This window comes from Sphingomonas mangrovi (assembly GCF_047975845.1).
Lineage (GTDB): Bacteria > Pseudomonadota > Alphaproteobacteria > Sphingomonadales > Sphingomonadaceae > Sphingomonas.
In genome coordinates, this window is record NZ_JBIUCZ010000018.1 from 30,495 (window position 1) to 52,912 (window position 22,418).

21 protein-coding genes are annotated in these 22,418 nt (G+C 71.4%); 17 read left to right on the forward strand and 4 right to left on the reverse strand.

Annotated elements, in window-relative coordinates:
- Positions 1-150 precede the first annotated feature (150 nt).
- The 8 genes from ACBY01_RS10280 to ACBY01_RS10315 all read left to right on the forward strand — a co-directional run bounded on the left by ACBY01_RS10280 (position 151) and on the right by ACBY01_RS10315 (position 8,982).
- Positions 151-3,186: a TonB-dependent receptor gene (locus ACBY01_RS10280; protein WP_416460734.1), complete on the forward strand. Its 3,036-nt coding sequence runs from the start codon at positions 151-153 to the stop codon at positions 3,184-3,186.
- A 125-nt stretch (positions 3,187-3,311) separates the two neighbouring features.
- A complete protein-coding gene (gene uxuA, locus ACBY01_RS10285; protein ID WP_416460735.1) occupies positions 3,312-4,481 on the forward strand; it encodes a mannonate dehydratase in 1,170 nt (389 codons plus the stop codon).
- A gap of 144 nt (positions 4,482-4,625) precedes the next feature.
- Complete coding sequence (locus tag ACBY01_RS10290) at positions 4,626-5,636, forward strand: glycosyltransferase family 2 protein (protein ID WP_416460736.1); 1,011 nt, start codon at positions 4,626-4,628, stop codon at positions 5,634-5,636.
- Positions 5,633-6,616: an acyl-CoA dehydrogenase gene (locus tag ACBY01_RS10295; RefSeq protein ID WP_416460737.1), complete on the forward strand. Its 984-nt coding sequence runs from the start codon at positions 5,633-5,635 to the stop codon at positions 6,614-6,616. Before ACBY01_RS10290 ends, ACBY01_RS10295 begins: the two co-directional genes overlap by 4 nt.
- Positions 6,613-7,263 carry a PIG-L deacetylase family protein gene (locus ACBY01_RS10300; protein WP_416460738.1) on the forward strand — a complete coding sequence of 217 codons (651 nt, stop codon included), beginning with the start codon at positions 6,613-6,615 and terminating at the stop codon, positions 7,261-7,263. The genes ACBY01_RS10295 and ACBY01_RS10300 overlap by 4 nt, the downstream gene beginning before the upstream one ends.
- Positions 7,260-7,856 (forward strand): class I SAM-dependent methyltransferase, encoded by a 597-nt coding sequence (locus ACBY01_RS10305; protein WP_416460739.1) that lies wholly within the window; start codon positions 7,260-7,262, stop codon positions 7,854-7,856. The genes ACBY01_RS10300 and ACBY01_RS10305 overlap by 4 nt, the downstream gene beginning before the upstream one ends.
- Before the next feature lie 88 nt (positions 7,857-7,944).
- Complete coding sequence (locus ACBY01_RS10310; RefSeq protein ID WP_416460740.1) at positions 7,945-8,217, forward strand: hypothetical protein; 273 nt, start codon at positions 7,945-7,947, stop codon at positions 8,215-8,217.
- Between the two features lie 33 nt (positions 8,218-8,250).
- A complete protein-coding gene (locus ACBY01_RS10315) occupies positions 8,251-8,982 on the forward strand; it encodes an energy transducer TonB (RefSeq protein WP_416460742.1) in 732 nt (243 codons plus the stop codon).
- Here ACBY01_RS10315 and ACBY01_RS10320 read toward each other — a convergent pair.
- From ACBY01_RS10320 to ACBY01_RS10330, 3 genes are all read right to left on the reverse strand, one after another.
- Positions 8,979-9,242, reverse strand: coding sequence for a hypothetical protein (locus ACBY01_RS10320; protein WP_416460743.1), 264 nt, complete (start codon positions 9,240-9,242; stop codon positions 8,979-8,981). The genes ACBY01_RS10315 and ACBY01_RS10320 overlap by 4 nt on opposite strands.
- Before the next feature lie 67 nt (positions 9,243-9,309).
- On the reverse strand, positions 9,310-10,350 hold the full coding sequence (locus ACBY01_RS10325; protein WP_416460744.1) for a copper resistance protein B: 1,041 nt from the start codon (positions 10,348-10,350) through the stop codon (positions 9,310-9,312).
- Entirely contained in the window at positions 10,347-12,170 is a 1,824-nt protein-coding gene (locus tag ACBY01_RS10330) for a copper resistance system multicopper oxidase (RefSeq protein WP_416460745.1), read from the reverse strand. Before ACBY01_RS10330 ends, ACBY01_RS10325 begins: the two co-directional genes overlap by 4 nt.
- A gap of 217 nt (positions 12,171-12,387) precedes the next feature.
- Here ACBY01_RS10330 and ACBY01_RS10335 point away from each other — a divergent pair, with 217 nt between their 5' ends.
- From ACBY01_RS10335 to ACBY01_RS10360, 6 genes are all read left to right on the forward strand, one after another.
- A complete protein-coding gene (locus ACBY01_RS10335; protein WP_416460746.1) occupies positions 12,388-13,500 on the forward strand; it encodes a helix-turn-helix transcriptional regulator in 1,113 nt (370 codons plus the stop codon).
- 165 nt (positions 13,501-13,665) lie between these two features.
- Positions 13,666-14,847, forward strand: coding sequence for a hypothetical protein (locus ACBY01_RS10340; protein WP_416460747.1), 1,182 nt, complete (start codon positions 13,666-13,668; stop codon positions 14,845-14,847).
- Between the two features lie 58 nt (positions 14,848-14,905).
- Positions 14,906-15,265 carry a hypothetical protein gene (locus ACBY01_RS10345; RefSeq protein WP_416460749.1) on the forward strand — a complete coding sequence of 120 codons (360 nt, stop codon included), beginning with the start codon at positions 14,906-14,908 and terminating at the stop codon, positions 15,263-15,265.
- Complete coding sequence (locus ACBY01_RS10350; RefSeq protein WP_416460750.1) at positions 15,262-15,969, forward strand: C39 family peptidase; 708 nt, start codon at positions 15,262-15,264, stop codon at positions 15,967-15,969. The genes ACBY01_RS10345 and ACBY01_RS10350 overlap by 4 nt, the downstream gene beginning before the upstream one ends.
- The gene (locus ACBY01_RS10355; protein WP_416460751.1) at positions 15,966-16,652 is read left to right on the forward strand and encodes a hypothetical protein; all 687 of its coding nucleotides are present in this window, start codon (positions 15,966-15,968) and stop codon (positions 16,650-16,652) included. Before ACBY01_RS10350 ends, ACBY01_RS10355 begins: the two co-directional genes overlap by 4 nt.
- Before the next feature lies 1 nt (position 16,653).
- Positions 16,654-17,967 (forward strand): transporter, encoded by a 1,314-nt coding sequence (locus ACBY01_RS10360; protein ID WP_416460752.1) that lies wholly within the window; start codon positions 16,654-16,656, stop codon positions 17,965-17,967.
- Between the two features lie 340 nt (positions 17,968-18,307).
- Here ACBY01_RS10360 and ACBY01_RS10365 read toward each other — a convergent pair whose 3' ends face one another.
- A complete protein-coding gene (locus ACBY01_RS10365; RefSeq protein ID WP_416460753.1) occupies positions 18,308-19,540 on the reverse strand; it encodes a hypothetical protein in 1,233 nt (410 codons plus the stop codon).
- Positions 19,541-19,724: 184 nt separating this feature from the next.
- On the opposite strand from ACBY01_RS10365, the gene ACBY01_RS10370 reads away from it, so the two are divergent.
- The 3 genes from ACBY01_RS10370 to ACBY01_RS10380 are packed head-to-tail and all read left to right on the forward strand — an operon-like array spanning position 19,725 to position 22,297.
- Positions 19,725-21,332, forward strand: coding sequence for a sensor histidine kinase (locus ACBY01_RS10370; protein ID WP_416460754.1), 1,608 nt, complete (start codon positions 19,725-19,727; stop codon positions 21,330-21,332).
- Positions 21,329-21,919 carry a response regulator transcription factor gene (locus tag ACBY01_RS10375; RefSeq protein WP_416460755.1) on the forward strand — a complete coding sequence of 197 codons (591 nt, stop codon included), beginning with the start codon at positions 21,329-21,331 and terminating at the stop codon, positions 21,917-21,919. The genes ACBY01_RS10370 and ACBY01_RS10375 overlap by 4 nt, the downstream gene beginning before the upstream one ends.
- 27 nt (positions 21,920-21,946) lie before the next feature.
- Positions 21,947-22,297, forward strand: a complete 351-nt coding sequence (locus tag ACBY01_RS10380) for a hypothetical protein (RefSeq protein WP_416460756.1) — start codon at positions 21,947-21,949, stop codon at positions 22,295-22,297.
- The last annotated feature ends 121 nt before the right edge of the window (positions 22,298-22,418 follow it).

Sequence of the window (22,418 nt, forward strand, 5' to 3'; positions counted from 1 at the left end):
ACCCACCGGCCCAGCAGACTGGCCGATATGTAAGACGCTATTGTCATGCATCCTGCGCGATGATACCTGACCTGTCAGACAACGAAGAGTGTCGGCAGGCTGATCCCGGGCGGCAGCGCCTGCGCCCCCGGGTCCATCGGGAGAGGGGATATGGGTTGCGACCGAACCAAGCGTCGGCTGCTGTTTTCCGCAAGCGTCCTGGGGCTGGCGATCACGCCACCCGCCGCCGCGCAGACGAGCGCCCCGCCCGCCGCTGAGCCGTCTGCCGCCGGGACGGCGCCGCAGGACGCACCGTCCGAGGAGGCGACTTCCGAGGGTAACATCATCGTCACCGGCTTCCGCGCCGCGCTCGACAACGCGCTCGCGCTCAAGCGGCAGGAAACCGCCGCGGTCGACAGCATCGTCGCCGAGGATATCGGCAAGTTCCCCGACTCCAACCTGGCCGAGTCGATGCAGCGCATCCCCGGCGTGGCGCTGTCGCGCGGCGACGGGGGCGAGGGACGCAACATCTCGGTGCGCGGGCTCGGATCGCAGTTCACCCGCGTGCGGATCAACGGCATGGAAGGCGTGTCGCAGGTCAGCGGCAGCGACATCCGCGGCGGTGTCGCCTCGGGCCGCTCGTTCGACTTCGTCACCTTCCCGACCGAGATCTTCTCCAGCCTGTCGGTGCGCAAGACGCTGTCCGCCGACGTCGAGGAAGGATCGCTGGGCGCCACGGTCGACCTGCGCGCGCCCAAGCCGTTCGACCAGAAGGACGACTTCGTCTTCTCCGGCACCGCGCGCGGCATCTATGGCGACATCGCCAAGGAGGTCGATCCGCGGCTGTCGGCGCTCGTCTCCAAGAAGTTCGGCGACCGTTTCGGCGTGCTCGGCAGCATCGCCTATTCGAACCGCCACATCGACGAATACGCCTATTCGGCGGTCGACGTCCTGCCCTCCTACGTCGCGGGCCAGGCGCAGTCGGTGACGCTGCCCGGCGCGAGCGGGCCGACCAGCATCCTGTTCCCCTATTGCACGCCCGTCGGCTACACCTTCGGCGGCGTGCCGGTGTCGAGCCCGGCACCCGGCTATGCCAACAGCGGCAACCCGGTGGGTGCCGACGCCAACAACTGCAGCACCGGCAACCCGCGCACCAGCACGCAGGAAGCCTATGACTATATCATGAGCCGCACCGGCGTGTCCGGGCGCCCCGGCGGCGGCGTGTTCCTGCCGCGGCTGCCACGCCCGGTAAAGAACAGCCAGGAGCAGCAGCGCCTCGCCGGATCGCTGACGCTGCAATGGAAGCCGAGCGACGCGACCGACATTTCGATCGACGGGCTCTATTCGCGCTTCAAGGTCGACCGACTCGACACGATGCTCGACGCGCGCTCGATGGGCCGCACCGCGTCGAACAACGGCCAGCCGATGATGTCGATCCGCGACATCGAGGTCGACGAGAACGGATCGCTGATCCACGGCCTGTGGGACGGCGTCGACCTGCGATCGGAAATGCAGGACGAGCATTTCACCTCGACCTTCCGCCAGGTGAACCTCAACTTCGACCACCGCTTCTCGGACAGCTTCCGGCTTTTCGGCCTCGCCGGCATCAACGATTCCAGGCTCGACGTCGATCGCCTGCAGGTGGCGATGGACGCCAACGACACCGACGATTTCTCGATCGACTTCCGCGACGACCCGGACCTGCCGACCATCGGCTACGGCATCGACCTCACCGATCCGGCGAACTTCCGCTACGGCCCGCCGCTGCCCGACGGCACGCAGCAGGGCCAGATCTCCAACTTCATCCGCCGCAACACCATCGTCAGCAAGACCTTCGAGCTGAACGGCGAGTGGGAGGCGGCGCCGGACTTCACGGTGCAGCTGGGCGGCCAGTATCGCACCAACAAATACACCGCCCGCGAACGCCAGCTGGTCCCCGCCCAATCCTTGCCGCAGATGCTGCCGGCGGGCGTGTCGCTCGCCGACATCACCTTCGTGACGAAGGGCGTGGGCAAGAACCTCAACGGGCAGATGCAGGATTTCCTCGCGATCGACCCGGACAAGTTCCGCAGCGCGGTGAACTTCGACAGCTACCAATATTGCAACGTCGAATGCGCCCGCGGCGCCTATGGCGGCGTCAACGAGAAATACGCCTCCGGCTATCTGATGGTGAAGTTCGACACGGAGAATATCCTGCCCTTCGCCCTGCGCGGCGACGCGGGCGTCCGCTACGTCCACACCAATCTCGACACCTACGGCGGCATCCCGGTGGCCGCACCCGCGGGCTCGCCCTACCCGTCGACCTACCTGATCTCGACGGTGGCGCGGTCGTACGAGGATTGGCTGCCGTCGATGAACCTGGCGCTCGACGTCACGCCCGAGCTCATCGCGCGCTTTTCGGCGGCGCGGGTGATGTCGCGCCCGTCCTACGGACAGCTGATCCCCAGCGGCAGCGCCAACATCGTCATCCGCACCGCGTCGATCAACAATCCCTATCTCGACCCGATCCGCGCCAACACCTTCGACGCCTCGCTCGAATGGTATTTCGCGCCGGGATCGCTGCTGTCGGTCGCCTATTTCTACAAGGATATCGAGACTTATATCCAGAACACCAACCAGCTGGTCCCCTTCCGCGATCTGGGGCTGCCGCTGTCGCTGCTCACGGGCACCGGCACCGGGGTGACGCCCGACGAGCTGTTCAGCGTGACGCGCAGCAACAACACCGACGGCGGACCGCTGCGCGGGTTCGAGGTGAACCTCCAGCTGCCTTTCCGCTTCCTGCCCGGCGCGCTCAGCAACTTCGGCCTGCTCGCCAACTTCACCCGCGTCCGCTCGAACATCGACTATATCATTTCGCCGACGCTCACCCGCACCGCGCCGCTCGTCGGCCTGTCACCCGAAACCGCCAGCGGCACGCTCTATTACGAGGATGCGAAGTTCAGCATCCGGTCGACGGTGAACTATCGCTCGGCGTTCCTCACCGGCATCCCCGGGCCGACCGACAGCGACGCGAACGGCAACGCGAGCTCGATCTTCGTCGACGCCTCCGCCTCGTACAACCTGAGCGACCACATCAAGCTGATCGCCGAGGTGTCGAACATCACCAACGAGACCAATCGCCTCTACACCGACACGACGCGCAAGGACCCGCTCTATACCGCCTATTTCGGGCGCACCTTCGCCCTGGCGGTCAATTTCCAGTTCTGAGCGCCGGGATGGGGGACTTCCCCGCCCCTTGTCCCGGCCTTGCGCAATTATCAGATGATCGAGCGACGACGATGCCGAACGGCGCAGTAGGCCCAGACGGCCGGAGAGGGCAGACAGTGGTGTTGATGACCGAAACGATGCGCTGGTTCGGCCCATCGGATCCGGTGGGCCTGCGCGACATCCGCCAGGCGGGCGCACGCGAGGTGGTGACCGCGCTGCACGAGATCGCCAACGGCGAGGTCTGGCCCCAGGCGGCGATCGCGGCGCGGCGGCAGGCGATCGAGGCGGCCGGGCTCGGCTGGTCGGTGGTCGAGAGCCTGCCGGTCGACGAGGCGATCAAGACGCGCGGCGCCGGTTGGGAGGCGCTGGTCGACAACTACCGCCAGAGCCTCGCCAATCTGGCGGCGTGCGGCATCCGCACCGTCACCTACAACTTCATGCCGGTGCTCGACTGGACGCGCACCGACCTCGCCTGGGAACTGCCCGACGGGGCGCTGGCGCTGCGCTTCGAGATCGAGGCGGTCGCCGCCTACGACCTCCACATGCTGCGGCGGCCAGGGGCGGAAAGCGACTATCCCCCGGCCCTGGTCGAGCGTGCCGCGCGGCGCTTCCACGGGATGGACGATGCCGAGCGCACCCGGCTCGAACGCACGATCATCGCCGGGCTGCCGGGCAGCGAGGAGACCTTCACCGCCGAGCGGTTCCGCGACGCGCTGGCGCAGTACGACGGCATCGACGCCGAGGCGCTGCGCGCCAACCACGTCGCATTTCTGGAGGCGGTGTGCCCGCTGGCCGACGAACTCGGCATCCAGCTGGTCGTCCATCCCGACGACCCGCCCTTCCCGCTGTTCGGGCTGCCGCGCGTGGTCAGCACCGAGGCGGACGTCGCGGCGCTGTTCCGCGCCGTCCCCAACCGGTCGAACGGGCTGTGCTTCTGCGCGGGATCGTTCGGCGTGCGCGCCGACAACGACCTGCCCGGCATGATCGAGCGGCTGGGCGAGCGCATCGGCTTCCTCCACCTCCGCTCGGTGCGGCGCGAGGGCGAAGGCGGCTTCCACGAGGCGGCGCATCTGGAGGGCGACGCCGGCATGGCCGCGCTGGTCGCCGCGATCCACGCGCTGCAACGGCGCGAAGGGCGGTCGATCCCGATGCGGCCCGATCACGGCCACCAGATGCTCGACGACCTGACGAAGCAGACGCTGCCGGGCTATTCGCTGCTCGGGCGGATGCGCGGGCTCGCCGAGCTGCGCGGGCTGGAACGCGGCATTGTCCATGCCGGCGGCGGGGCGGGCTGAGGCTGCCGCACGCGCCCTAACCGCTCGCAGGATCGGACGGATAGAGGCCTCCGATCGGCGCGACGCCATTTGCGTGCATCCACGCGATCCGCTTGCAAAGCCACGGGAAACCCGCAAGAACCGGCGCATGCTACTGCGCGCCCGATGCCCCTAGCGGACCCCGTGGCAGTGGCGGTGCCGGTGCGCGACGAAGCGGCGCTGCTGCCGGGGCTGCTTGACGCCCTCGCCCGCCAGACCGGCGCCCCGGCGTTCACGCTGTGCCTGTTCTTCGACAACTGCCGCGATGCCAGCGCAGAACGGGTGGCGTCGCTTGCCGATGGTCTGCCCTATCCGATCCGCAGCGCGCGCTGCGACCGTGGCGGCGAGCCCAACGCCGGCCTCGCCCGCCGACAGGCGATGGCGCTGGCCGAGACGGTCGCGCGCGACGGGATCCTGCTGACGACCGACGCCGACGGTGCGCCCGCGCCCGACTGGATCGCCGCCAATCTGTCAGCGCTGAAGGCGGCGGACGTCGTCGCGGGGCGGATCCTGCGCCAACCGGGGGCGCCGTCGGCGATGCAGGACCGGCTCGAGGCCTATTACGACCGGCTCCACGCGCTGCGCCGCAGCCTCGACCCGGTCCCCTGGGACGCGCACCCCGGCCACCACTGGACCAGCGGCGCCAGCCTGGCGATGCGCGCGGCAAGCTATCGCCGGCTCGGCGGGTTCGCCGCGGTGCCGAGCGGCGAGGATGCCGCGCTGGGCGATGCCGCGGCGCGCGCCGGTCTTCGCGTCCGGCGCGACGCCGCGGTCGTCGTCCACACCTCCGCGCGGCGGGCGGGACGTGCCGGCGGCGGGCTCGCGACGACGCTGGCGGCCTTCGACGCGGCGGGCGGAATGCCGACGGTCGCGCATCCCGACGACGAGGCGTGGCGCTATCGCATGCACGCGCACGCGCGGCTTCTGCACGGGACCGGCGGCTATGACGCGCTGGCGGCCGAACTGCGCCTGCCGCTCGCAGAAGTTGACCAGGTCGCGGCCGAATGCCGCAACGGCGAAGCCTTTGCCGCGCGGATCGTAGGCGCGCCGCCGGGGGGCATGCGAGCGGTCGGCCTCGGCCATGCCGAACGCGCGATCGCGGCGCTGGAACAATCGGGATGGCGGGGAGCAGCATGACGGCGACGATCGAGCGGGCGGACATCGCCGCGCTCACCGGGCAACTGGCGCAGTTCGACGATCCGCGTGACGATGCCGCGCGGCTGGCGCTGCTGCGCACGCTCTACGCGGTCGGGCGCCACGACCTGCCGCTCGGGCGGGTGTTCGAGGGCCATGTCGACGCGCTCCAGATCGTCTCGCGCTACGGGACCTCCGCGCAGCGCACGGCGGCACACGCCGCGGCACGCGAGGGGGCGGTGTTCGGCGTGTGGAACGCCGACGATCCCGAGGCGCCCGCCACGCTCGCCGACCTGCGGCTGTCGGGGGGCAAGGCCTTCGCCTCGGGCGCGGGCATCGTCACCCATGCGCTCGTCAGCGTCGATGCCAAGGGGGGACGCCAGCTGCTGCTCGTCGATCTCGCCGGCGCGCCGCCCGCGATCGACCGCAGCTGGTGGCGGGTGACGGGGATGCAGCGGTCGGAGACGCATCGCGTGCGCTGGGACGCGGCACCGCTGCCGCCCGCCGCCGCGATCGGTGCACCGGGCGACTATGTCCGCGAGCCGTGGTTCAGCGGCGGCGCGCTGCGCTTCGCCGCGGTGCAGGCCGGCGGGATCGCCGCGGTCGTCGACCAGGTGCGCGATCATCTCGTCGCCGCCGGCCGCGCGGACGACCCGCACCAGGCGGTGCGGCTCGCCGACCTCTTCCTCGCCGCACAAGGCGCGGCCGATGCCGTGGCGGCGGCCGCGCACGGCTGGCAGGACGACGCCGTCGAGCGCACCCTGGCCGGCGTCGCCGCCGCCCGCGTCGCCGTCTATCAGGCGGGCGAGCGGGTGCTGATGCTGGCGCAGGCGGCGGTGGGGGTCCAGGCGATGTTCCTCGACCATCCGCTCGCCGCGACGCTCGCCGACCTCGCCGTCTATCTCCGCCAGCCGGGTCCGGACGCGCAGCGGACCCGGACCGGCGCGGCCGTCGCCGCCGGCCTGCTGACGCCGACGCTGTGAGGTGCGATCCGTTCGCCGCGCGCCGGGCCTGGGTGGTGGCGCCGCATCCCGACGACGAGACGATCGGCGCCTGGGCGCTGATGCGCCGGCTCGCCCGCGGCGGCGCGCAGATCTGGGTGGCGGTGGTGAGCGACGGCGGCGCCTCGCACCCCGGCAGCCGGAGCTGGCCGCCGGCACGGCTGATCCGCGCGCGCCGGCGCGAGACGCTGCGGGCGATGGCGACGCTGGGGCTGGCGCCGTCGCGGGTGCGTTTCCTCGACCTGCCCGACGGCGCGCTGGAGCCCGAGCGCGTCCGCCGCAGCCTCGGCCGGGCGCTGCACCGCATGCCCGCCCCCGAGCTGATCGTCGGTCCGGTGCCCGACGACGCGCACGGCGACCATCGCGCGGTGGCGGCGGCGCTGCGGCAGCTGCCGCGCCGCGGCGCGCATCGGCTCGGCTACCGCGTGTGGCCGGCAGAGCCGCGGATCGCGGCGAAGGGGCCGCACGTGCGGCTCGACGGATCGGCGATGACGGTCAAGCGGCGCGTCGTCCGTAGCTATCGCACCCAGGCGGGCGCCATCGCCGACAGCGCGACCGGCTTCACCATGACGCCGCGCCACCTGCGCGCGTTCGTGCGCCCGGACGAGCGCTTCGTGGTGCTGGCATGACGGCGATCGGCCTCGCCGGCTTCGAGGCGAAGTTCGCCGGCGACCCCGATCCGTGGTCGACGTGGAGCGACCGCGACGAGGCGGTCAAGCGCGCCGCGATCCTCCACGCGCTGGGCGATAGCGTCGTCGGGCGGGTGCTCGAACTGGGCGCCGGCAACGGCTCGAACAGCCGCTCGCTCGCGCGCCGCGCGCTGCGGCTCGATGCGACCGAGGCGACCCGCGAGGGCACGCGCCTGGTCGCCGAGGCGATCCGCAACCAGGCCCCCCGCGCCCGCGCCAGCCGGCTGGTCGCCCCGGCACCGCCGCCGCGCGCCTGCTACGACGCCGTCGTGATCGCCGAGTTGCTCTATTACCTCGAACCGCGCGCGATGGCGGTGCTGGCGCGGGACGTCGCCCGTAGGCTGCGCCCTGGGGGCACGCTGGTGCTCGCCCACCACCGCATCACCTTCTACGACTTCGCGCAGCATGCCGAAGGCATCCACGCGCGCTTTCTTGACGACACCGGCCTGGCATGGCGGCAGCGGACGGTCCGCCGCACGGATCGGTGGACCGTGCTCGCCTGCCGACCGGCGGGCGCTCCGCGGACCTGCTGAAGACTCGACCCATCTCTCGCCGCCGACGGAACACACCGGTTTCTCGCGCTTTACCGACGGACAGCCTCCCGAGGATCGTACCGTCGCCATGAAGAACGTCGCCGCAGCCCTGTTTCTGGTCGCCCTGAGCGGCACCGGTGCGATGGCGGGACCGGGATCGCGCGACGTCCGCGCAGCCCGTCCTTCCGCGCCCGACCTGCACCGGCTCGACCTGCGGCTGACCGAGCAGGCACCGCGCGCCGAGAGCCCGCGCTGGCGGCTGGGCGAGCTCGACGAGCCGGTCGCCGAGGAGGACGACTCCGTCGTGCGCTGGGGCTGGAAGAAGGTGACGCTGAAGCTTCCGCTCGGCGGCACGCCCTGATCGCGGCGGCCCGCGCGGACGGTCGAGCGGGCGATGGGCTATAGTTCGAGGACGGCGCGCCGCGAGCGCCTCGTCGCCGCAGGGGCGGTGGCGGTGCTGCACGGCATCGTCGGACTGGCGCTGGTCACCGCGCTGGCGTTCGCACCGGGCCCGCAGGAAACGCCGTCGCTGCGCACCTTCGACGTCGCGCCGCCTGCACCGCCCCCGCCCCCGGCAATCGAACCGGCACCCCGCCCGCAGCCGGAACGCGGCGCGGCGGCACCCGCGAACCGCCGCGCCCGGCCCACCGAGCTGGTCGCGCCGCCACCGGTAGTTCCGGTACCGGCCCCGATCGCGGCGGCGCCGATCGCCGGCACGGGGAGCGAGGCGGCCGCCGGCGCTGCGCCCCTGCCGGGGCCCGGCACCGGCGCGGGCGGCGTGGGAGAGGGGACCGGCAGCGGCACCGGGGGCACGGGAACGGGGAGCGGCGGCGGCCGGCGGGCGATCCTGCTGCGCGGCGCCATCCGCGACTCCGACTATCCGCGCGCCGCCCGCCGCGCCCGCGTAGAGGGGAGCGTGACCGTCCGCTTCACCGTCGGCACCGACGGGAGCGCGACCGGGTGCCGCATCGCGCGATCGAGCGGGTCGGCCGAGCTCGATACCGCGACCTGCCGGCTGATCGAGACGCGCTACCGCTACGCCCCGGCGCGCGACGCGGCGGGTCGGGCGGTGGCGGAGCTGCGCGGCTGGCGGCAGGACTGGTGGCTGGAACCGCGCGGCGGCTAGTGCGCGCGGTCGGCGCGCACCAGCTCGACGACCTCGAACGCGTAGCTGCGCCAGCCGCGCATCGCCGCGGCCTCCACCGCCGCCTGCTGCTTGCTCCGCGCCTCGCGCAGCGACTTGGCGTGTCCCCAAAACACCTCGGTCTTGCCGTTGGCCAGTTCGGCGACGATCCGCCAATAATGGGTGAAGGCGATCGCGGTGGGGCCGATCGTCTTGACGTAGCCGTCGGAGAGCGTCGCGGTCAGATAGTGTTTCTTCGCCACGGCCGGGCGCTACGCCGGCCGCGGCGGCGCTGTCCAGCAGGGCGCGCCAGGACCAGGGCCAGCTGCGTCAGAACCAGCTGCGAATACCGAGCACGAGGCTGATCGCCGACGCCCGCTCCCCTTCGGCGCGGGCGAAGCGCGCGGTCTCGCCGAGCTTCCGCTCCCACGACAGACCGACATAGGGTGCGACCGTGCGCCGGATCTCGTAGCGCAGCCGCAGCCCCAGCTCGGCGCTGCTCAACCCCGAGCCGATGCCTTGCGCGGGCATGTCCTGCGCGGCGAGGTTGAGCTCGGCACGCGGCTGGAGGATCCAGCGCTGGGTGACGCGCAGGTCGTGATAGCCCTCGACGCGGGCGAGCACGTCGCCCTTGTCGGACACGAACAGCGCCGCCTCGACATCGAACCAATAGGGGGCGAGCCCCTCGACCCCCAGCACCGCATAGGCCCGCGACGGATCGGGCCGCAGGTCGTAGCGGACGCCGGCCTGGAGGTTCCAATAAGGATCAATCGCGCGGCTGTAGAGCGCCTGCACCTCGGCGGCCTCGGGACGCCGGCCGAAGGCGCCCTCCCCCTCGCTCTTGAGCGTCAGCCGGTGGATGTCGCCGCCCAGCCACGCCTCGCCGTCCCAGCGATAGCCGTCCCGGCCGCGATGCGCCCGGACTTCGGCGAGGTTCACCGTCACCTGCGAGAAGACGCCGCCGCCGTGGTCGCTCCGCAGCGCAGCGCGGCTCTCCGCCATCGCCGCGGCGCCGTAGGTGCGGTCGGCGTAATGATCGGTGGGCGGCGCCGGCGCGAGCGCGTTGCCGGCGGGGAGTGCGGTGCCGGCCGGCACGTCCGGCTCCGACGGCGGGTGCGCCATCGTCGCATGGTCCATCGCCGGATGATCCATCGGCCCGGTGTCCGTCGCGGGATGATGCGCGTGCCGGTGCTGCGTCGGCGCGACGGCGGGGGCGACGGGCGCTGGGGGATGCCGGTGTGGCGCCGGGGCGGGCTCGGCCGGCGCAGGATGGTGCGCGTGGCCGTCCGGCATCGCCATGCCGTGCGGGGTCTGCGCCGCGGCGGGTGCCGCGAGCACCACCAAGGCGCCCGCGATCAGGGGGGCGATCATGCCGCGTCTCCGCGCGGACGCACGCCCACCACCCGCATCATCCCGGCATGCATGTGGAGCAGCAGGTGACAGTGGAACGCCCAGTCGCCGAGCGCGTCGGCGGTGAGGTCGAAGGTCGCGGTGCCGCCGGGCTGGACGACCAGCGTGTGCTTGCGCGGGGCATGCGCGCCCTTGCCGGTCACCAGCTCGAAGAAATGGCCGTGGAGATGGATGGGATGGCCCATCATCGTGTCGTTGACCAGCGTCACGCGCACGCGCTCGCCTTCGAGGAACGGGATCGGCTCGCGGGCGTCGCTCAGCTTCACCCCGTCGAACGACCACATGTAGCGTTCCATGTTGCCGGTGAGGTGGATCTCCAGCGAACGGTCGGGCGCGCGTACGTCCGGATTGCGATCGACTGCGACCAGATCGCGATAGGTCAGGACGCGGTGGCCGACGTCAGCGAGGCCCTGGCCAGGGCTGTCGGTGCGGTCGACCGGCATCGGTGCGATCGTCTGGACGCCCGGCCCCATCGTCACGCCGGGCGCGTTCGCCGGGTCGCGCATCGCCATGCTGTGCCTTTCGGGCGCCGGCGCCGCGGCAGGATCGGACGAAGGCGCGTGGCCCATTGCAGCGTGGCCCATCGCGGCGTGGTCCATGCCCGCATGGCCCGTCGCGGCGTGGTCGGGCGCGGCAGCGTCGCTGCCGGCGGCGCTGCCCGGCATGTCCATCCCCATGTCCTTCATCGTCGCGAGCGGGCGACGGCGCAGCGGCGGGACTTCGGCCGTCATTCCGGGCCGCGGCGCGAGCGTCGCGCGCGCCATGCCCGATCGGTCCATGCTTTCCGCGACGATCGTATAGGCGCGGTCGTCGGGCGGGGTGACGATCACGTCGTAGGTCTCGGCCGTGCCCATCTGGAATTCGTCGACGGTGACGGGGCGGACGTCCTGCCCGTCCGCCTGGACGATCGTCAGCGGCAGCCCGGGGATGCGGATGTTGAAGAAGGTCATCGTCCCGGCGTTGACGAAGCGCAGCCGTACCCGCTCGCCCGGGCGGAACAGCGCGGTCCAGTTGTCGGCGACGCCGTGGCCGTTGACGAGGTAGCGATAGGCCGCGCCGGTGACGTCGGCGATGTCGGTCGGGTCCATCCGCATCGCGCCCCAATGCAGCCGCTCGGCGAGCGACTGGTCCTCGCCGCGCAGCAGCCCCGCCAGCGTCTGCTTCTGGTAGTTGAAATAGCCGCCCTGCTGCTTGAGGCGGCGGAAGACCTGGTGGGGATGGCCGTCGGTGTGGTCCGACAGCACCAGCACATGCTCGCGGTCGAAGGCGATGCGATCCGGCCCGGAGGGATCGATGACGATCGGGCCGTAGAGCCCCTCCTGCTCCTGCATGCCCGAGTGGCTGTGGTACCAATAGGTCCCCGCCTGGACGATCGGGAAGTCGTAGACGAAGCTGGAGCGCGCCGGAATGCCGGGAAAGGACACGCCCGGTACGCCGTCCATCTCGGCAGGCAGCAGCAGCCCGTGCCAGTGGATCGAGCTCTGTTCGTCGAGATCGTTCTGCACGGTCACGCGCAGCCGCTGGCCCTCGCGCAGCCGCAGCAGCGGCGCCGGCACGGTGCCGTTGACGCCGACCGCATGGCTGTGACGGCCGTCGATCGTCATCCGCTGGCGGGCGATGGTGAGCGCGATGTCCTCGCCCGACAAGGCTGGCAGCGGCGCAAGGCCGGCGCTGCCCGATCGCGCCCAGGCCGGCAGCCACCTCGGCAGCGCCAGCCCCGCCCCCGCCAGTGCGCCGCCCCGCAGCAGGCTTCTGCGGTCGAAAAAGGAACGGGTCGGCATGACGAGAATCCGGGTTGCGAGCGGTGCCGCAGCGCTAGCGGTTCACATCGTGTCAGGGTCAAGTGGGATGTGATGGAGCGCGCCATCAAGCGCCGGCACTGGAAGAGGCGGCACTGGAGAATGGTGCAAGACGGAGCTTTATCGCCTCGGCCTTCAGGCTACCGCAGTCCTATCGTCGCCCTCTGCCGGGTCGAGCAGGGGCGACGGAGAGGATACGATGGTCAGTTCCCTGGCCGAGGTCGTCCACATGGCCTCGCACCCACGCGCAGCCGGCGATCGCCCGCTGCGCAAGGAGGCCGAGGCCGACGCCTCGAACGGAAGCACCGCGCTCGCCGCCTTCGTGCAGGGGATCGGGCGCGACCTCGGTGCGGATGGTGTGTTCGCCGCCGCAGAAGCCGACGGGCTGCCGGGGCTGTTGTTCGCGGGCGGCGCGTGCGATCCGCGGCACGGCCGCTTCCACCCGCAGGCGGCCGTCGCGCGGCTGCCCGCAGCCGGACCCGCGCTACCGATCTGGACGGTGCTCGACGAGACGGCGGGCGGCGGGCGGCTGCTCACGCTGCGAATCGCGGCGGAGGGCGACGCGATATTGCTCGGCTTCTGGTTCGCGCCGGGATCGCGCGTGCTGCAGCGACGGGCGCACCGCCGCGCGATCGGGCTGGCCTCCGCGATCGGCGCGACAATCGCCTTGTGGCGCAGCGACCGCGCCAACCACGCCAAGGCGCAGACCTTCGCGGCGGCCCTCGATTCGGTCCAGCATGGCGCCATCCTCCTTGATCGCGCGACGCACGTCCGCTTCGTCAACGCGGCCGCACGTGCGCTCCTGGCGCGTTGCGACGGCGTGCATCTCCACGGCCGGATGCTGTGCGCCGAGCGGATGGGCGACACCGCGCGGCTCCAGACCGCGCTGTCGCACGCCGCGATGGCGCATGCCGTCCGCAGCCAGCCGGCCGACCTGGTGGTGACGATCCGGCGCAAGGCCGGCCGTCCGCTGATCGCCGCGATCGTCCCGCACGGCGTGGGGCACGCGCCGCAGTGGCTCGCCGCGAGCCTGTTCCTGTTCGACCCGGACGAGGACCTCGACGGCCGGATCGAGCCGGCCTGCCGCCTCTACGCGCTGTCGCCGGTCGAGACGCGGCTCGCCTGTCGGCTCGCGAGCGGCGCCTGCCTGACCGAGGCCGCCATCGCGCTCAACGTGCGCGAACAGACCGCGCGCTCCTATCTCAAGCAGATCTTCGCCAAGACCGGCACCCACCGCCAGGCCCAACTCGTCGCGGTCCTGCTCCGAAGCGCGGTGCGCACGGCGGCCGGGCGCTATGCGCCGCTCGCATGACTCCCCTCAAATCGGGGGAGCGAATCTCCCGCTTCGGGGCAGATCGGACGGCGTGGAAAGCCCAGGGCTGCGCGGGTGTCGAATGCTCGACGCCGCACCGTCGCGCCGGATCGGCAGGGGGCCGAGGGACGACGTCGCGAACCGCCAAGTTGAGGAAGCCGAGCCATGAAAGTGCAACTCCTTCGTTCCTGCTCCATCGCGGCGCTGCTGATCGTAGCTCCTGCCGTCCAGGCGCAGGATACCCACGCCGGGCAGACCGCCGCCAATGGCGGTTCCACCGCCACCACCGAGAAGACGCTGAACGTCACGGACAGCGGCAACGACAACTCGACGACCGACAAGTCGCTCAACGTCGCCGACAGCGCCAACGACAGCTCCACCACCGACAATTCGCGCAACGTGGCGGACAGCGGCAACGACAATTCCACGACCGACAAGTCGGTCAATATCGCCGACAGTGGCAACGACAGCTCGACCACCGACAACTCGCGCAACGTGGCGGACAGCGGCAACGACAGCTCCACGACCGACAAGTCGCTCAACATCGCCGACAGTGGCAACGACAGCTCCACCACCGACAACTCGCGCAACGTGGCGGATAGCGGCAACGACAATTCGGATAACTCGCTCAACGTCGCCGACAGCGGCAATGACAGCTCGACCACCGACAATTCGATCGACGTAGCCGATAGCGGCAACGACAATTCCGCGACCGATAACTCCGTTGCCGACAGCGGGAACGACAACTCGACCACGGACAACTCGGTCGATGTGGCCGACAGCAACAACGACAATTCCGACCATTCCGACAACTCGGCCACCGACAACTCCGTCGACGTAGCCGACAGCAACAACGACAACTCCGACCATTCCGACAACTCGACCACCGACAAATCCGTCGACGTAGCCGACAGCGGCAACGACAATTCCGACCACTCCGACAATTCGACGACCGACAACTCCGTCGACGTGGCCGACAGCAACAACGACAACTCCGACCACTCGGACAACTCCGCCGACAATTCGGTCGCGACGACGGACAGCTACAACACCGACAACTCGATCGCGGACTCCTCCACCTCGACCGGGACGGCGTCGTCCAGCCAGGTGTTCGGCGACAACGCGATGGTCGCGAGCTCGACGCTTTCGAGCTATGTCACCGGCGTCACCGTTCACTACCCGGGCAGCGATGCGGACGGTCCGGTCGCCGACAACAGCCTGACGGTGAGCGGCAGCGCCTATCAGAACTTCGCCGGCATGAACGCGCAGAACCAGAACACCGGCATCGGCGCGTCGCAGAACGCGAGCGTCAGCGTCGCGGTGTCCACCGGCGACATCGCCTTCTGATCGGATGCATCCGGCCGGCGGCCCCGTGGTCGCCGGCCGCTTCAGGAGGGAGGACGACATGCCGATCGCAGGCTTCATGTCCGCAGGCGCCGCGCTGGCGATGGTGCTATTCGGGAGCGGGACGGCTGCCGCGCAGGAAGCGCCGGCGCCCGCCGCCTTCGCGGCGCCCGTCGTCAGCGAGGACGCGCTGGGGACGATCACCGGCCGCGAGGACGTCCAGCAGCACGCCACCGCCACCCAGAACGCCGGGGTCGCGCACAACAGCGTCGGCGACAATGCGCGGACCGGCGACGCCAGCGTCGCCGGCAAGGCGTTCCAGAACCTGTCGGGGCTGTCGATCGTCAACGTCAACACCGGCAACAACGTCGCGATCAACGCGGCGATGACCGTCAACATCGCGCTCGCCCCGCAGCCGTGATCAGGCTGCGGCTCCTGCTGGTCGCGGCGATGCTGCCGGCGTGCGCGATCGTCCCGGCCGCGGGGCAGCCGGCGCGCTTCCTGGCCTCGCCGGGGCCGGTGGGCGACTATACGGTGCCGGTGCGCAGCGTCCAGGCGCGCAAGTTCACCGGCGTGATCCGCCAGCGCTACGACTTCAGCTGCGGGTCGGCCGCGCTCGCGACACTGCTGCGCCATCACTACGACTTCGGCGTGGACGAGGCGGCGGTGTTCCGCGGCATGTGGGCGAGCGGCGACCGCGCGCAGATCCGCCGGCTCGGCTTCTCGCTGCTCGACATGAAGCGCTGGCTGTCGAGCCGCGGACTGCCGGCGGACGGCTACAAGGTGTCGCTCGATCAGATCGAGAAGACCGGCATCCCCGGCATCGCGCTGATCGCGGTGCGCGATTATCGCCACTTCGTCGTGGTGAAGGGGGTGCGCGGGCAGGACGTGCTGCTGGGCGATCCGTCGCGCGGAGTCCTGGTGATGCGCCGCGCCGCGTTCGAGAAGCACTGGAACGGCATCTACTTCGCGCTGGCGGACGCACAGGTCGAGGCGCGGCGCTCGTTCAACCGCGGCGACCAGTGGCTCGCCTTCCCGCGCGCACCCGCCGGCAACGGGTTCAGCGCGCCCGTCAGCCAACAGGCGCTGTCGATCACCGCGCCTTTCTATGGAGACACCGGATGACCGGGTTGCTTGCGCTGGCGCTGGTGCCGGCGGCGCTGTTCGGGGCGATGCCCCTTCCCGATATCAAGCTGGCGGAGCAGCGCGGCGGCTTTCGCCTTCCGAACGGCGTCGACGTGGCGATGACCGTCCAGACCCAGACTGCGCTCGACGGCGCGGTGGTGCTGCGCAGCGTGTTCCGCCTCGACAGCGGCCAGCCGAGCTTCGTCGTCTACACCCCGCGCGAAGGCGAGACGATCGCCTCACCCAGCGCCGGCTCCCGGGATGCCACCGATGCGAGCGCCCGGACGCAGGTCCGCTACGACAGCCGCGGCGGGATCCAGATCACGCCCGGCGTGGCGGCTCCCCAACTGAGCGTCGGCGGCGCGGGCGTGCCGGCCGACGCCGACGATCGCTTCGTGACGCTGCCCGACGGGGCATCGGTCGCGAGCGGCGCCGGTTCCGTCCACCAGTCGAGCCAGGGGCCGCTCCAGACCGCCGAGTGGCGCGGCGCGGACCTGAGCATCACGCATCTTGCCGGCAGCGCGTTCGGCGCGGCGGTGGTCAACACCGGCAACGACCGGGCGATCGATACCGAGACCAGCCTGTTCCTGTCGCTCGACAACGCCGGGCCGGACGTGGTCGGCTCGTCGATGCTGCGCGCCGGCGAGCTGGCGTTCGATGCTGCACAGCTGCGGGTCCGCTAGCGTGAACAGCACGCGATGCGCAGCACTGCTGATTGCCGCTTCGGCCCTGACCATCGCGACGGTGACGCCCGCTGCCGCCCAGCAGACGAGCCGGCGCCCGCCGCTGCAGCAGCAGCTCGACGAAGCGATGGCACGGATCGATAGCCAAGCGCGCGTGCTGGCCGAGCTACGCCGCCGCCTCGACACCGCCGAGCGGCAGGTCGCGGCGCAGGCGACGTCGCAACCACCGCCGGTGCCCGCGATCGGCGCAGCGCAGGCCAGCGCGGCGGCGACGCCGGGCGACCCCGCCTCCATCCAGCAGGCGCCGCTCGAACGTGTCGGCCAGGCGCCGGCGAGCGACGACCGGCCGATCGAACTGGCCGTGCTCGACAGCCAAGGCAGCGTGGTGACGCGCCGCGGCCAGCTCGCCGGGGAGCTGCAGCTCGACTATGCCCGCGCCGACCGCAACCGGGCGGTGTTCCGCGGCATTGAACTGGTCGAGGCGGTGCTGGTGGGCGTGTTCGACATCAACGAGAGCCGCCAGGACGTGCTCACCGCCTCCGCCTCGCTGCGCTACGGCGTCACCGACCGGCTCGAGCTCGGCGCGCGACTGCCGTACATCTATCGCGCCGACACCTCGATCATCGCGCCGATCGCGGGCAGCACGCCCAACGACGCCGACGCGACGATCGACAATTCGGTCAAGGGTAACGGCATCGGCGACCTGGAGCTCAGCGCCCGCTACCAGCTGATCGACGGGCGCGAGGGCGTGCCCTACGTCATCGCCAACCTCCAGGCGGTACTGCCGACCGGCAGCAACCCGTTCCAGCTGCCGCGCGACGACCTCGGCCGCGCGACGCGTGCGGCGACGGGCGCGGGCTTCTACGGCATCACCCCCAGCTTCACCGCGGTGCTGCCGAGCGACCCGGTCGTGCTGTTCGGAACGCTGGGCTACACCTTCAACCTGGCGCGCGACGTCGACACGCGCATCCCGCCGATCGTCATCGCCCACGTCGATCCGGGCGATGCGATCTCCGGCAGCGCCGGGATCGGCATCGCCTTCAACGAGCGGGCGACGCTCAACCTGGGCTATGCGCACAGCTGGATCCTGGGCACCGAGACGCGCACCCGGCTGATCGAGCCCACCGCGGCGTGGCCCGGGCTGCGATCGACCACCTCGCGCGACCTGCAGATCGGACGCCTGCTGTTCGGCGTCACCTATCGCGTCGACGACCGCACCAGCCTCAACTGGTCGGTCGAGGTCGGCGCGACCGAGGACGCCACCGACCTGCGCACCGTGTTGCGCATCCCCATCCTGCTCCTGACCGGCGGCTGACCGGCGGCGCCGTGCTTCGCCGGTCAGCCGCGGCCCTCACCAGAGCTTCGCGCGGATGCCGACGCGCAGCGTCCGGCCCCAGACATCGTAATATTGCGAATAGGTGTTCATCACCGCGCCGGTAGTCCATTCCTGATCGCCGGCCGCAAACCAGGTATTCGGATTGTATTCGGTGTAGCCGCAGCCCCACTGATCGTTATCTTACAGGCCGGCACCGGCTTCTGCGGGTTCATGAAGCGCGGGCGACGGTGTGGTCCAAAGCGTCGATCTTCAGCGGGCGGTTCCGGCGGTATCCCACAAGGACACGCAGCACCGGCTCGCGCCCGCGATCCGATCCGCGTCAGGCGATCTCGCGGAGCCCGGCTACCGGCGCGGGAAGCGCGGCGCCTACCAGCGCCAGCAGGTCGCCCGGCGTGGCGCTTTCGGGATCGAGGTAGAAGCGCGCCTTCATCGGGCCGTCGGCCACCGCTTCGGCAGCATGGCCCAGCATCCGGCACGTCTTGACGCTGGCGCGCGTGTCGCAGCGCAGCCGGTCGCCGGCGGTCCGGATCACGAGCAGCGGCGAGCGCTCCACCGCCAGCCGGATCCGCAGATCGGGCGTGTCGGTGAAGTACAGTTCGAGCGAGGACGGGCAATGATCGCGCAGCGCGTCGACCAGCGCAGTGCCGCGCTCGGTGAGCCGGCGGCGTACGCGCAGTTCGCCGGGGCTGACGCCTTCCTCCTCGGCGAGCAGGAGTTCCTCGTCGTCCGGGGTGCCGGGGCCGGTCGCATAGGCGGCGGCGATCGCGGCGGGGGCGGCACGACGGCGGGCGACCTGCGCGTCGTAGCGGTCGCGATCGAACCGCGGCAGGATCGGCGGCAGCGCCGCCACCATCGCCGCGCGCACCGCCGCCACGCCGATGCGGCCGCTGCGCGTGCCCAGCGGCGTGGCCGCGTTGCAGACCGGCCGGAACTGCGCGACCAGCGCCGTTTCCGCACCGCGCAACCAGCGTTCGCGCACCCAATCGCCGCGCTCGCGACCGGTCGCGCCGGCGAGCGCCCCCTCCCAATCGCCGGCGACCGGGTGGAACAGGCAAGTGATGCGATCGAGCATCGCGGCTTCGTGGCCGGGGCCGAACACGTCCCAGTGCACCGCCGCGAACGCCGCCTTCTGGCTGGTGCAGTGCGATCCCGCGATCAGCGGATGCCGTCCAAGGACGCCGAGGTCGGTCGCGCGGCCGTCCGGCAGGCAGTCGGCCAGCGCATCGATCATCGCGTCCGACGGCAGCGCGTCGAGCAGCGTCCGCAACGGGCCACGGCTGAAGCTGATCCGCGGCGAGCGCAGCGTCTGCCCGACCACATGGAGCATCCAGCGATGGAGCACGGAGCAGGACGGCTCGGCCTCCGCCCCGACATGCAGCCCGATGTAGAAGAGCGCGCCGTCGAGGAACAAGGCGTAGAGCCCCGGCCCGCACAGCGTTGCGGGCACGGGATCGACGATCACGTCGGCGAGCTGGTTGGCCCAGACCGGCTTGCCCGGCGGCGGTGCGACCGTGCGGAGCTTCAGGAGTTGGGCGGCGGAATAGGTCGGCATGAAGGCTCCTCGGTCCGGATGGCACCGGGATGCGCGACCGAGCGGGCCGACGGCTATCCGGGAAGATTCCGGTGATCGCGTGGCAGGTCGGGGCGCATCGGGGCGAGAGCGCCCCGGGGGATGCGCGCGATCCGGGAAGAACCCCGATAGGCGGGAGGCGGCCGATCGCGCTAGGCAGACGCGAATGCCTGCGTCCCGCTCTCCCCTGCCCGCCGCGCGCGCGATCGCCGCGGCAGCGATCCCGCGCCTTGCCGACCTGCCGTGGCTCGCGGGCTATGCCGTCGGCTTCCTCGTCGCGCACCGGATCGCCGCCGGTTGGGGCGGACAGGTCTTCTATTCGCTGCTCTATCCTGCCGCCGGCTTGCGGATCGCGCTGCTGTGGAGCCGCGGCCCGCGGCTGACGCTGGCGATCGCCACGACCGAGGTGCTCGTCCAGACGCTGACGGGAGTGGTCGTGCTGTCGCAGCCCGGCTGGGGAGACGCGATGATCGGCGTCGCCCGTCCGGCGTTCGTCTACGGCCTGGTCGTCCTGCTGGTCCGCCGGCTTTCCGCCCGCGCGCGCTCGACGCTGGCGGTCGCGCCGATGCCGCTCGGGCTCGCGTCGATCGCCGCCCCCGTGGCGAGCGCATTGGTTGCCCTGCCCTCGTCGCTGCTCAGCCCGGAACTCACCGGCGTCGTCGGGATGCGCCAGACGATCGCGTCGCTGACCGGATTCGCGCTGGGCGATCTGCTCGGGGCGCTTCTGCTCGCCCCGCCGCTGCTGTGGATCGTGGAGAACCGCCCGGAGGCGCCCCGCCTGCCCGATACCGCGCGCGCCGCCCCGCTGCCGGCGCTGGCCGAGGGCATCCTCGTGCTGGGCGCGGCCATCGCCGCCGGTGTGCTGCTCGCGCGCATCGGCCTGGGGATCCAGCACACACCGGCCTTGCTCGCAGTCGCCTGGATCGGGCTGCGCTTCGGGCGGGCGGCGAGCTGGTCGGCGATCGTCCTCCTCGCCGCGATCGTGCTGCCCTACACCGCGCGCGACATGGCGCTGTCCGAGCGGCTGGCACTGCACATGGGGCTCGCCTCGATCCTGGTGGTCGGCTACCTCGCCGGCAGCTTCGCCGACGCGCAGGTGCAGGCGCGCGCCGATCTCGCCCGGCGCGACCGCCTGCTCTTCCAGGCGGAGCGGCTGAAGACGCTGCGGGCGATGTCGGTGGCGGTGATCCACGAGATCAGCCAGCCGCTCTCGACGTTGGCGATCGAAGCGCGGCATCTCCATGCGATCACCCGCACGGCGGACGGCGACGTCGCCGACACCGCCGCGCTGATCGACCGCAAGGCGGCGGCGCTTTCCGCACTGGTGCGCCGCCTGCGCCGCTTCGGCGGGCGCACCGTCGACGAACCGAGCGCGCTGCCCGTCGCGGCACTGATCGAGACGGTGGCGAGCCTGTCGCGGCCGGAGGCCAAGGCGGCGCAGATCCGGCTGGAGATCGGCCAGGTCGATCCGGACCTCGTCGTGGTGGGACAGGAAATCGAACTGGCGCAGGCGATCGTCAACCTCGTCCGCAACGCTCTGCAGGCGTCCGACGGGCGGGTGGCGATCGCGGTCGAGGGCCTCGGCGATCGCGTCGCGGTGACGGTCGCCAACCGCTGCGCCGCCCACCGTCCGCCACAGCCGGGCATGGGCGTCGGCACGCTGGTCGCCCGCGCGATCGTCGAGGCGCATGGCGGCACGCTGTCGCGCGACGCCGACGACGCGGCGGAGATCCGCGCGACGCTAACCCTTCCGCTCGCCGGCAGCATCGCATGAGCGATCGTCCGGCCGAGGGCGGCAGCGTCTATGTCGTCGACGACGATGCCGATCTGGGGACCGCGGTCGCACGCCTGCTGGCGCGCCACGGCCATGCCGCAGAGTCCTTCCTCGACCCCGCGGACCTGCTCGACGCCTATGCGCAGGCGCCGGCGCACTGCATCGTCACCGACGTGATGATGGGCGACCTGGACGGCTTCGGCTTTGCCGACCGCGTCCGCCTGATCGATCCGGGCGTCGCCATCGTGTTCATGACCGCCTGGCCGACGACGGCGAGCGCGGTCGATTCGGTGCGCCGCCACGGCGGGCTCGACTATCTGGAAAAGCCGATCGACGAGGATCGCCTGCTCGCCGCGGTGGCCGAGGGGATCGCCTGGTCGCGGCAGCAGCGCGCGATCGACGCGCGCACGGCGATGCTGTCCCCGCGCGAGCGGCAGGTGTTCGACCTGCTGGTGCAGGGCCACAGCAACAAGGCGGTCGCCGCGATCCTCGCCGTCAGCCCCAAGACCGTCGAGGACCATCGCGCCGCGATCGTCGCCAAGACGGGAACGAACGGCCTCGCCCAGCTGATCGCGCTGTCGCGCTGAGCGCCGCCCCCTTCCTCCGGAGCCCCCATGCCTACGCCCCTCGACGAGACCAAGCTCGAGCGCGCGATCCTCGCACTGCTGGCGGACCGCCGTGAACTCTACCCTTCGCAGATCATCGGCGCGCTGCGCCGCCACGACGCCGGCCTGCCCCTGCACCACGCCCGCGCCGTGCTCGAACGCCTGATCGCCGAGCGCCGCGTCGCGCGTCTGTGGCACCGCTATCTTCTCCCCCGCGACGTCGAGGAAGTCCGCGCGACCTGGCTGGCGATGATCGACCGGCAGGCGGCGCGTCTCGATGCCGATCTGGCCACGACCGGCGCCGCGGACGAGGCACGCGCCCTTCTGACCGGATGGGACGGCTGGCAGCTGGGACGCTGACGCCACGACATTTCGCCTAGGCGCCACGCAAGCTATTGTTGGCGCTCACATGTTGTGACAGCATCGTTTCACCGACGTCGGGGGATGGCGCGCGGAAAGGGGCGAAGAACGTCCGTGCGCC